Here is an 11,055-nt window from a genome sequence, read left to right as displayed (position 1 = left end):
TCCAGTGCAGGACGTCGATCTGGTCGCGGTTGATCACGGTGACGGACTGGGGGGTCTCAAGGATCGAAGTGGCGACCTTTGAGCCGGTTGTGGTCGTCGGCACATAGTTCGGCGCCGTGACCACGAGTTCGCCAGCGGTGGCGGACTGCTGCGCTGAAGCCCCGCCGGCGGCGCCCGCCAGCACGATCATGGCCACACCGCCCAACAGGATCCGGCGGCTCATCGGCTGTGCGGTCATCTTCATGACAGCCCCGAGATCGTTGCTCATTGTCGTGCTCTCCGCGGCGCGATTGCTCCGAGCACAGATTGCCGGGCCCCCGCGTCGGTCGCCGCACGGGTCGGGTCGGATTTCATACCTTTTTGGCCAAGCTTGGGTTGGTTGGGCCATCGGAAGCCGTCATCGCGAAGCTGTGCATCCAGAGGGCGAGCTCGGCGTGGCCACTCTGGGAGAGGCCCGCGACGATATCGGCGAAGACATCGCGTCGTTCGTCCTGTCCCAGCTTGAACTTCGCCGTCGTCCCGCTGACCTCGGCCTCGAAGGCCACCACGCCCCGGGCGAGCCGCGCCAATCGCTCCGCCATCTCCGCGGGCGACCAGGCGCCGGGCCTGCCCTGCTCCATCAGGTTTGCCAGGCGGGTGACGGCGGCCTCGGCATCGCCCGGCGCGTCCTGGAACCGGATCGTCGCGTGGAGCTGGGCGCACGCATAATTCCAGGTCGGGGCCTGCCGGCGGTCCGCCATCCAGGAAGGGGAAACGTAGGCGTTCGGCCCCATGAAGAGCAGCAGGGCCAGGGGCTCGCGGCGCAGGCGTTCGACCTGGGGGTTTGTCCGCGCGAAATGGCCGATCAGTCGTGGCGGCGCGCGCCCGGCCCAGCCGTGGGCGATCAGCAGCGGGAGCGGCGTCGCCAGCGGCGGGCCGCCGGTCGCCGACACCACCCATGCGAGCGGCGCGGCCGCGATCAGGGCCTCGACGTCGGAATCGTCGCGCGGCGCGAACAGGCCCGGATCCGCCACGGCTAGACCGCCGGATCGATGGCCGGCTCGGCCCTGAACACCCGCGAGGCGCGCAGCCCATAGGTGGCATAGACGGCGACGCCGATCAGCCCATAGGTTCCAAGGATGAACGCCGGCGCCAGGCGGCCTCGCCCAGCCTGACCCAGGATGTCGATCACCACCGGCAAGATCATGACCCAGCACAGGACCACCGCGCCCACGGGCACCACGCCTATCCACACCTTGCCGATGCGCATGCCGCCGAGCGGGACTCGGAACGGGCGGGGCATGTCGGGGCGGATGGTCCGCAGCCACATCAGGCTGATCGCCACGATGGAGAAGGCCAGGCCGACCCCGATGCTCATCAGGTCGCTCAAGAGCGTCAGAGGCAGCAACGCCGCGACGAAGGCGAACATCGCACCCAGGACGACCGTGCCGAAGACCGGGGTCCGCAAGGTCGGGCTGAGGCGGCTGAAGGCGGCCGGCAGGAGCCCGTCGCGCGACATGGCGAACGCCACTCGGGTCTGGCCGTAGCCGTTCACCAGCAGCACCGAGCTCAATCCCATCAGCGCGCCGATCTTGACCAGGGTCGCCAGCGCCGGGTGGCCCATGCGGTCGACGGCGACGGCGATGGGGTCGGGCACGCCCAGCTCACGGAAGGGCACGACCCCGGTCAATATGGCGGCCACCACGATGTAGAGGATGGTGCAGACCGCCAGCGAGCCCAGGATGCCGATCGGCAGGTCGCGCTGGGGATTGCGGGTCTCCGAAGCCGCCGTGGAGACGGTCTCGAAGCCCACATAGGCAAAGAACAGGATGGAGGAGGCCCGCAGGACTCCGGCCCATCCGAACGCGAAGCCGCCTTCGCTCGGCGGGACGAACGGCGCCCAGTTGTGCGGATTGACCGAGCCCGCGCCCACCGCGACGAAGCCGGCGAGCACCGCGAGCTTCACCACCACCAGGATGTTGTTGGCCATCGCCGAATGGCCGATGCCGCGGGTGAGCACGGTCGTCACTACGAGGATGGCAAGCGCCGCCACCAAGTTGACGCCATGGGTCATCATCAGGCCGCCGCCCGCCGGCGCGGCGAACATGGCGGTGGAAATCATTGGCGGAATGGTCACGCCGAAATCGTGCAGGAGACTCGCAAGGTAGCCGGAGAAGCCGACCGCCAGCGTCGCGGCCGCCAGGCCGTATTCGAGCAGCAGCAGCCAGCCCAGGCCCCAGGCAAAGACTTCGCCCAGGGAGGCATAGGCGTAGGTATAGGCCGAGCCGGAGACCGGCATGGTAGAGGCGAGTTCGGCGTAGCACAGGGCGGTGAGTGCGCAGGCGGCGCCGGCAAGGACAAAGGACAGGATCACGGCCGGCCCGGCGTAGTGCGCCGCGGCGTTGCCCGGCATGACGTAGATCCCGGCGCCGAGGATGCATCCGATGCCGAGCAGCAGGAGGTTCATGGGCCCGAGCGTCTTGCGCAGGCCGTTGGTCGCGGCGTCCTGCTGCAGGCTCTCAATGGACTTCCTGCGTAGAAGGCGGCTCCGCAGCGTCATCGCCATCAATCCTCCGGATGCGGTCGCACGTCGCGCCGCAACCGTTGGAAGCCTACCTCTCGCCATCGGCAAAGGACGGTTTCAGCGGGTCAAGCTTAGTCGCGATCGGGCCAAGCCTTGGCTTCCAGTGGCGCAGGCGCCTGATCGCGATGAACTTCGCCCCGAGCTCGACGGCGACGGTTGGACGCGGCGCGCACACTCCTCCTACGACGGCATTATGGGTGGTCGATGTCCCAAAAGTTTCGCGACCTTGCGTTCGAGATTCACAAATGGAGCGGTCTCGCCACCTTCCTGCTTTTGTTTGTCGCCGCGGTCACAGGCTGCATCCTGACCTTTCGCCAGCCGATCGACGCCTGGCTAAACCCCGATCTCCTTGGCGTTGTCCCGCCCAGACCCGCGTTGTCGTTGCCGGACCTGACGGACCGTGTGGAGGGTCAGCGACCGGACCTTCGCGTCGTGCTCGCCATCGCGAGGCCGGGCCCAGGTCGCGCCAGCGTCCTTGAGGTCGCCCCTCGGAATCCCGCCGTCCGGCTGTCCTACTCCCAGGTGTTCGCAGATCCCTCGACCGGGCGAATCCTGGGCGATCGGCTGCAGCGTGCGGGGTGGGACCGCCGCCACATCCTCCAGGGGGTCTACGAACTCCATGTTCGTCTCTTCGCCGGTTCGACCGGGCGGACTGTCCTGGGCGCGACATCCGGTGTGTGGCTGGCCAGCAGCCTCGTGGGCTTCTACCTCACCTTGCCGCGGTCCGGACCGTTCTGGCGTCGCTGGCGAAGCCAGTGGTCCGTCGCCTGGCGCGCCAGGCTGCCGCGGGTGATGCTCGACCTTCACCGGGCCAGCGGCCTCTGGTTCTTCGTTGGCGTCCTGGCGGTTTCCGCCACCGGACTGCTGTTGAATTTCTATTCGGAGTTTTCTGAGCCCCTGGCGCAGGCGCTCTCCCCGTCCCGCTTCACGGAGCCCTCCGGGCGCCCGGAGCCGGCTGGCGCGCGATCGCTTGGCTATGCTGACGCGATCCGCATCGCCCGCGACCGGGCCCGGTCGGACGGCCGTCCGCTGAGGCTGGCGGTGGCGTCATTCGAGCCGGAAGAGCACCTGTTTCGGATCGGCTTCTCGGCGTCGGGCGCGCGCGACTACTGGTGGCTGGGTCCGACCTACTACTACGTCGATGCCGCGACGGGCGCCGTCGTGGCGTGTGACGATCCCTACAGGGACAGCGCCGGACGCGTCTTCCTGCGGGGGCTCTTTCCCATTCACTCTGGGCGGATCCTTGGGTGGGTCGCGCGCCTCTACATATTCACGACGGGCCTGGCCACGGCGGTGATGGCCGTGACCGGCGTCTACGTCTGGTTCCGCAAGGAAAAGGCACGGGCGGCGGCACGGGTCGCCGCGGCGCGGGCCACGCCCTAATTTGCAGCCGTTCGCCGCCCGGCCGCCAAGGACCCGCCCGCCTCACCCTGGGATGTTGACCGGGCCGGCAGAGCGGAGTTCCGCCCCCCGGCGGGTGGCCGCCTCCGCCGCGCGCGCCACCAGCCGGGCGAGCGCATCGTTGCAGTCGAGAACCTCCAGGGCCGCGGCGGTCGTGCCGCCGGGGCTCGCCACCGCGGCCTTCAACTGCACGAGCGACTGGCCATTGGCCGCCGCCAGCGCGCCGGAGCCCGCCAGCGTCGCTCGCACGAGATGAGCGGCCATGCGCGGTTCAAGGCCCAGGGCCTCGCCGGCCTGGAGGAGGGTCTCGGCCAGGCGGAAGAAGTAGGCCGGTCCGCTGCCCATCAGGGCCGTCGCGGCGTCCATCTCAGTCTCCTCGATCCAGACGACGCCGCCCGGCGCCGGCAACAGCCGCTCGCAAAGCCTTCGGTCCTCATCGCCGAGGTCTCGGGCCGCCGCCACTGCGGCGCCGGCGCCGAGCGCGATCGCCAGGCTCGTCATCGCCCGTACGCACCGCCACCCTGACGGGCATGCGGTTTCCAGCTGGGCCAGGCTCAGTCCCGCGGCCACGGAAACCAGAAGCCGCGCGCCCTCGAACTGCGACAGCTCGGCCAAGGCCTCCGCCGCGTCTGCAGGTTTGACGGCCAGCACGATGGCGTCGAAGTCACTTAGGCGCGCGGCCTCGTCGAAGGCGAGCCACTGGCCCTCGGGGGGCCCGGATCCGGCCCTCGTGACTACGGAGACCTGCGCCATGGGCCAGGCGCGCCGCCAACCCGCCACAAGGCTCGAACCCATGCGACCGTGGCCTACGAGAAGAATTCGACCTCGATGCGCAATCGGATCAGGCGGCGAGTCCAAAGCGACGCTCCCGGTGGTTCAGGCCGGGAGTCTGACCGATTAGGCTTCTGCAAGACTACCCGATCCGGGTCGGAGTCGGTCGGAGACGGGCCACCAGATGTGGAAGCAGCCCTCATTTCCGACCGGCCAATGAATCAGTGGCGTTGATATGAGCTCGGCGGGGCCCCCACCGTACGGTGGAACATCGCCGTGAAGGCGCTCGCACTCTCGTAGCCGACTTCGAACGCCACCGTTGTGATCGAGAGGCCCGCGGACAACAGCGAGACAGCCTCCATGATCCGGACCTGTTGTCGCCAGGTCGCCAGGCCCATCCCCAGTTGCTGTTTGAAGAGCCGCGTGAAGGTGCGCCGGCCCATGCCGGCGATCTGGGCGCAGTCGTCGAGGTCGCTGGATATCGCCGGATCGGCCAGGATCGTGTCGCACACCCGCTGCAGCCGAGAATCATACGGCATCGGCACCCGCATCGTGGCCTCGGGCGCCCTCGCGATTTCTTCGAGCAGCAGCTGAACCACCCGGCCTTCGCGGCCGTCAACGTCATACGCGTGCTCGAAGGTCGTCACCTCCTCGATGAGGGCGCGGACAAGCGGTGACGCCGCGAAGATCTTCGGTCTCGAGAGGGAACCCGAAACATCGGGCTCTATGTAGATGGTAAGGCCGATGACCTTGCCGCGAAATCGCGCCGAGTGCGGCATCCCGGCCGGAATCCAGATCGCCCGGTTCAATGGCAGCAGGTAGTTGGCGTTGTTCATCGTGAACGACAGGACGCCGCTCTTAGCCAGGGATAGCTGAGCACGCGCGTGGCTGTGCAGGGGGTCGACATAGCCGGAGGGATATTCGTTGGACATGGCGACGACTGGACGGATGCCCATCGGAAGATCGGCGCTGCGCTTCATCTCAATTCCTGGCCCAGGCCCCGTCTCAGCGCTCGATCATCCGACGGCCTGACGCCCTTCTCAAGATAGCGCGTCAAGATGGCGCGGCGCTTATCGACATTACCCCGACGCTAGGACCGCGCCGCGTCAGCGGCTGTAGCGATCGGGCCGGAGATCGTCTCGATCGGGCCGGGCGAGCCGATCAAACGAACAGGACTTCCCGCAGCCAGGCAGCCTCGTCATCCAAGGCGCGGTTCGCGACCCGGGAGATCGACATGGCCTCCAGGAAACTATGCGTGGCGCCGGCATAGATCTCCGCTCGCAGCGCCACGCCCGCGGCGCGGAAACGCGGCGCCATCTCCAGGCTCTGGCAGCTCAGCAGGTCGCATTCTGGGATAGCGAGGAACGTCGGGGGAAGGCCGGACAGATCGGCGTCAACGATCCGCACGCGGCGATCCTCGCGATCCTCGGGGCGATCCAGATAGGCGCCGATGAACCGGGCGACTTCCTCACTGCTGAGCATGTAGCCCGGACCGCCATAACGGGCGTGGTATTCCTCGGTGAAGTCCCCGCCGAAGGAGGCGTAGTTCAGCAAGAGCGCCTTGACGAGCTCGGAGCGGTCCGCATCGCGAAGCGCCAAGGCCGCGCCGACGGCCAGGTTTCCGCCGGCGGAGTCCCCACCCACCGCGATGCGATTGGGATCGATCCCCAGCTTGCGGCTGTGGTCCGCAAGCCAGAGCAGCACGTCGACGCACTGTTCGTGGGCGACAGGGAATTTCGCCTCCGGCGACAAGGCGTAATCCACGCCTACGACGATCACGCCGGCCCGAGCCGCGTACTCGCGCATCAGGCGGTCGTGCGTGTCGAGGCTGAAGATCATCCAGCCGCCCCCGTGAATATAGACCAGGGCCGAACCGTCGGGTTCGGCGACGGGGGCGTAGACGCGCACCCGCACGGGCCCGCGTCGGCCCGGAACAAGGTGCTCCCGCGTCCAGGCCATCTCTGGCCCGCCGTGGCGCCACGGCTCCCTGACGCGCTCGGCGACCTGGCGGGCCTGCGCCGGCGAGAGGGGTCCCTCCCCGCCGAAGCGTTTGTAGTCCTCACTGGTCTTCTGGACAAAGCGCCGGATCTCCGGCTCAAGGTCCTCGCCCTGCAGGCTGGCGACGTCCGACATGAATGACCTGTTTCAAACTGCGCGCCGCAATGGCGTCATCACCCGCGACAGCCCGCCGCGCTCCTGGATGATGCTAGCGGGCCCCGAGAGCGGCGCTGTCGAGGTCGGATCGCACCTCGTCTCGAATGGGCCGCAGATTGCGCCAGGTTGATGTGCAAGGCGGCCCAGAACGCCGCGGCCAGGTTCGTCGGCTGGGACCCGTCGAGTCCAAGCCAACGCGCGGCCCCTGGTCCGAACAGGCCGACATTTATGCTGCGAATTCAACACGTCCGAGACAAGCTAGGAGCTCACCTCGGCGTCGCGCTCGGATACAACCGCAGCTGGATTCCCACCCAGGACTCCCCGGGCATCCGCCAGACCTGGACCGCGCGGATCGTCGTTCCGCAAGACCTGGTCGCCGTGATGAGCGCAAAGCGCCTTAGCCTGACGGGCGAGCCGGCCGGCCCGGGTGACCTGTGAGGCCGTAAGCGCCCGGCCGTCCGCCCCCGCCCCTGACGCGGCGCTTTTCGACAAGTCGTGACGGCGGCGTCAAAGATCGCTCGGCGGCTCGCCGCCTAGGGTTCCGGACGCTAAGGCTCGACCCCTCCCCGGTCGAGGCGCCAACCGTGGAGACCCGCCATGTCCAAGACCTTCCTCAGCGCCGCGCTCGCGGCGGTCCTCGTCGCCGGCGGCTTGGCCGTTCCAGCCGCCTCTCGTGCCGACGATGCGGCGGCGCCGGCCCCGGACGCCGCCCTCAGCCTGTCCGGTGGGGCGGTCGCGGCCGGCGTCGGCTTCGTCTGGGGCTCCGGCCAACTCGACTATAAAGGCGCGCCGCACGCAGTGAAGGTGTCCGGCCTGTCGGTGGTGGATGTCGGCGCCGCCAAGATCAGCGCCACCGGCTCGGTCTATAATTTGAAGACCATCAAGGACTTCGACGGCATCTATACGGCCTTCGCCGCCGGCGCGACGATCGCCGGCGGCGGGGGCGTCGCCTATCTGAAGAACCAGAACGGCGTGGTCATCAAACTGAACAGCACCAGCACGGGCCTGCGCTTCAACCTCTCCGCCAACGGCGTCACGCTGAAGGTGGAGTCCTAGCGGCCCGGCCGGGCGCGGCGCCATGCAGCGGGCTGGCGCGGCCCCGGACGCCCCGGTCGGCGGGGCCTGGGTCGTCTGCGCCCGCTGCGGCGCCGTGCAGGCGTCGCCACCGGCGCCGGTGCAGCGCTGCCGGGTCTGCCGCAGCGAACTGGAGCGGCGGACGGGCCGCAGTCTCAATGCGGCGCTGGCCCTGTCCGTCGCCACCCTCCTGCTGTTGGCCCCCGCCAACCTGGCTCCCTTCCTGAGCGCCAGCGTGCTGGGCGCGGCGCGCGTCAGCCGGCTGATCTCCGGCCCGGCCGAACTGTGGCGGGAGGGCTGGCCGGCCCTGGCGGCGCTCGTCGCGCTGACGGTGGTGATCACGCCGATCCTCCGCTTCGGCCTGCTCGCCGCGGCTCTGGGCGCGTTGCGGCTCGGCCGCCGCGACCCCTGGATCGGGCCGGTGTTCCGTTGGGCCGACCGGCTGCAACCCTGGGCCATGGCCGACGTCGCGCTGCTGGCGTTGTGGATCGCCTACGCCCGCCTGAGCGCCACCGTGCCGACCCGCCTGGGCGTGGGTGGGGCTTGCTTCGTGGCCGTGGGCCTGCTGTCGCTGTTCACCCGCGCGACGCTCAACAAATCCGAGGTCTGGCGGCGGATCCGCGCCCAGCGCCCGTGGTCCCGTTGGCGCACCGGTTTCGGCTGCGCCGCCTGCGGCTACCTGGTTCCCGCGCGCGCCGCCGGACGGCGGTGTCCGCGCTGCGCCGCGCGCCTGTCGCCGCGCAAGCGCGAGAGCGCCGGCCGCGCCGCTGCCCTCACGCTGGCGGGGCTGATGCTCTATCTACCCGCCAACCTGTTTCCGATGGCCACCATCCCGATCGGACTGGAGCCCTCCAGCTACACGGTGCTTGAGGGCGTGAAGGACCTCTTCGAGGCCCGCCTGTTCGGCCTCGGCCTGCTGGTGTTCACCGCCAGCTTCGCGGTGCCCCTCCTCAAGCTCGGCGGCCTAGCCTGGTTCCTGGCGGCGATGGCCGGCCGCGCACGCGGCGCCCTGCGCGCCAAGGCCCGGCTCTACGGCGTGGTCGAGGAGATCGGCCGCTGGTCGATGGTCGATCCCCTGGTGATCGCCTGCTTCGTCCCGGTGATGCAGTTCAACGCCAAGCTCTACGGGCGGGCCGGCCCGGCGGCGACCGCCTTCAGCGCGGTCGTGGTGCTGACCATGGTCGCCACCCGCGTCTTCGACCCGCGCAGCCTCTGGGACATCGCCCGGAGGCGCACATGACGGCGCCGGCGCCCAGGCGTGGGACCCCGACCTGGCGCGGCCGCTGGCCGGGCTTGGTCTGGGCGGTTCCGCTCGCCGCCCTGATCATCGTGGCCTACCTCGGACTGCAGGCCTTCGCCCGGCAGGGCATCGACGTGGTGGTGACCTTCGAGTCCGCCCACGGCGCCCGGGCCGGCGACACCCCTGTGGTTTACAAGGGCGTGCGTATCGGTCGGGTCACCAAGATCGAGGTCTCCAAGGACATCCGGCATGTGGACATGACCCTTCGGCTGGAGCCGCGCGCGCGCAACGCCCTGCGCGACGGAGCCAGGTTCTGGATGATCGGGGCCCAGCCCAGCCTCACGGACCTGTCCTCTCTCTCCGCAGTGGTCTCCGGCGTCTCCATCGGCGCCGCGCCGGGCTCCGGCGCGCCGCGCCGCCACTTCGTCGGGCTCGACGCGCCGCCGCCGGTGCCGCCCGGCGAGCCGGGTTCCTACTATGTGCTGGCCGGCGCTGATCTCGGCGCCATGCGGGTCGGCGCCGGCGTCTACTACCAGGGCTTGGAAGTCGGACGGGTCACGCGGGTGACGCTGGACACGGCCCAGGGCTTCCGCGTCACCGCTTTCGTCGCGGCGCCCTACGACCGGCTCGTGAAGCCGGACAGCCTGTTCTACGGCGCCAAGGCGCTGGAGGTGCGGTTGACCCGGACCGGCCTTGCCGCGCGCCTGGGCCCCGGCAACTCGGCGCTGGCAGGCGGCGTCGAGTTCGCGACGCCCGCGGAGGCGCAGGGGGAACCGCAGAGCCTGTCCGGCGCAACCTTTCACTTCTACCCGGACCTTGACGGCGCCGAATTGGGCCCGGTCGGGCCCGAGGTCGTCTACCACGCATCCATCGCCGGCGGGGGCGGCTTACGCCCCGGTGCGCCCGTGCTGCTGGAAGGCTTCCCCATCGGTCGGGTGCTGGGCCGCCGCTTGACGCTCGACGACGCCGCCGGCCGGACCGCCGCCGTCGTGCAGATCGCCATCGCCCCGGAGCGCCTGGGCCTGTCGGACGAGATCCGCGACGGCGCCGCCCTGTCGCCCGACGACTGGCGGCGGCGCACCAATCCGGTGCTCGCGCGGCTGATCCGCCGCGGCTACCGCCTGCAGCTCAGCCAATCGCCGCCGGTCCTTGGCCCGGCGGGGCTGGAGCTGGTGCGCCTGGACTCACCGCCGCCGGTGACCGAACCGCTCGCGAGCGGCGCCTTGCCCGCCGCCGGCGTCGCCTCGCTCGGCAGCGTCATCGCACGCGCCGACGGCCTGCTGCGGTCGGCCCAGGCCGTGCCCCTGGCGGAGATTGGCCAGAACCTGCGCCAGCTCACCGGCCGGCTCGACGCACTGGCCGGCTCGCCGCAGGTCGCCGACAGCCTGGGGCATCTGCACGCCGCCCTGGCCAATCTGGACCAGATCACCGCGGACGTGCGGCCCCAGGCCGGGCCGCTGGCGGCCAAGCTGGCGCAGGCGGCCGACAGCCTCGACCAGGCCGCGGCGGCGGCCAAGCGCGCCCTTGGCGGCGGCGGAGCGGCGGCCGACGCTAGCTTGCCGGATACTCTGCAGCAGGTCACCGCCGCGGCGCGCGCTCTGCGCACCTTGGCCGACGACCTCGACCGCCATCCCGAAGCCGTGCTGAAAGGAAAGGGCCGCCCATGATCGGCCGTCAATCGCTCGCTGCGGCGCTCCTGGCCCTCGGCCTGACGGCTTGCGGCACGACAGCGCCCACCCGTTACCTCACCCTCGCGGCCACGCCTCCCGCCGGGCCAAGGCCGGACGGCGCCGGGCTCGTGCTGCGGCCCCCCGAGGTCCGCTGGCCGGCCGCCTTCGATCGGCTCGAGGTG

11 protein-coding genes are annotated in these 11,055 nt (G+C 70.2%); 5 read left to right on the top strand and 6 right to left on the bottom strand.

The features are described from left to right. From JWP28_RS10500 to JWP28_RS10490, 3 genes are all read right to left on the bottom strand, one after another. On the bottom strand, positions 1–268 hold a 268-nt coding region (locus JWP28_RS10500; protein WP_299542711.1), incomplete at its 3' end, for a hypothetical protein. Positions 269–350: 82 nt separating this feature from the next. Beyond that, positions 351–1,013, bottom strand: a complete 663-nt coding sequence (locus JWP28_RS10495) for an FMN-binding negative transcriptional regulator (RefSeq protein ID WP_299542710.1) — start codon at positions 1,011–1,013, stop codon at positions 351–353. A gap of 2 nt (positions 1,014–1,015) precedes the next feature. Then, a complete protein-coding gene (locus tag JWP28_RS10490; RefSeq protein WP_299542709.1) occupies positions 1,016–2,545 on the bottom strand; it encodes an amino acid permease in 1,530 nt (509 codons plus the stop codon). A gap of 222 nt (positions 2,546–2,767) precedes the next feature. On the opposite strand from JWP28_RS10490, the gene JWP28_RS10485 reads away from it, so the two are divergent. Then, complete coding sequence (locus tag JWP28_RS10485) at positions 2,768–3,946, top strand: PepSY-associated TM helix domain-containing protein (protein ID WP_299542708.1); 1,179 nt, start codon at positions 2,768–2,770, stop codon at positions 3,944–3,946. A 42-nt stretch (positions 3,947–3,988) separates the two neighbouring features. Here JWP28_RS10485 and JWP28_RS10480 read toward each other — a convergent pair whose 3' ends face one another. The 3 genes from JWP28_RS10480 to JWP28_RS10470 all read right to left on the bottom strand — a co-directional run bounded on the left by JWP28_RS10480 (position 3,989) and on the right by JWP28_RS10470 (position 6,868). Continuing rightward, positions 3,989–4,822 (bottom strand): pyrroline-5-carboxylate reductase dimerization domain-containing protein, encoded by an 834-nt coding sequence (locus JWP28_RS10480; RefSeq protein WP_299542707.1) that lies wholly within the window; start codon positions 4,820–4,822, stop codon positions 3,989–3,991. A gap of 134 nt (positions 4,823–4,956) precedes the next feature. After that, the gene (locus JWP28_RS10475; protein ID WP_299542706.1) at positions 4,957–5,715 is read right to left on the bottom strand and encodes a helix-turn-helix transcriptional regulator; all 759 of its coding nucleotides are present in this window, start codon (positions 5,713–5,715) and stop codon (positions 4,957–4,959) included. Positions 5,716–5,896: 181 nt separating this feature from the next. Next, positions 5,897–6,868: an alpha/beta hydrolase fold domain-containing protein gene (locus tag JWP28_RS10470; protein ID WP_299542705.1), complete on the bottom strand. Its 972-nt coding sequence runs from the start codon at positions 6,866–6,868 to the stop codon at positions 5,897–5,899. 618 nt (positions 6,869–7,486) lie between these two features. On the opposite strand from JWP28_RS10470, the gene JWP28_RS10465 reads away from it, so the two are divergent. From JWP28_RS10465 to JWP28_RS10450, 4 genes are all read left to right on the top strand, one after another. Beyond that, a complete protein-coding gene (locus JWP28_RS10465) occupies positions 7,487–7,945 on the top strand; it encodes a hypothetical protein (protein WP_299542704.1) in 459 nt (152 codons plus the stop codon). 22 nt (positions 7,946–7,967) lie between these two features. After that, a complete protein-coding gene (locus JWP28_RS10460; RefSeq protein ID WP_299542703.1) occupies positions 7,968–9,203 on the top strand; it encodes a paraquat-inducible protein A in 1,236 nt (411 codons plus the stop codon). Further along, entirely contained in the window at positions 9,200–10,870 is a 1,671-nt protein-coding gene (locus JWP28_RS10455) for an MlaD family protein (protein ID WP_299542702.1), read from the top strand. Before JWP28_RS10460 ends, JWP28_RS10455 begins: the two co-directional genes overlap by 4 nt. Further along, a partial coding sequence (locus JWP28_RS10450) for a hypothetical protein (RefSeq protein ID WP_299542701.1) occupies positions 10,867–11,055 on the top strand: 189 nt, incomplete at its 3' end. The genes JWP28_RS10455 and JWP28_RS10450, both read left to right, overlap by 4 nt.

Origin of the sequence: Phenylobacterium sp. (assembly GCF_028290885.1) — a bacterium.
In the GTDB taxonomy this organism is placed as follows: domain Bacteria; phylum Pseudomonadota; class Alphaproteobacteria; order Caulobacterales; family Caulobacteraceae; genus Phenylobacterium.
Note: the sequence above shows the minus strand (reverse complement) of the source record. Positions and strands in the feature narration are given on the sequence as shown.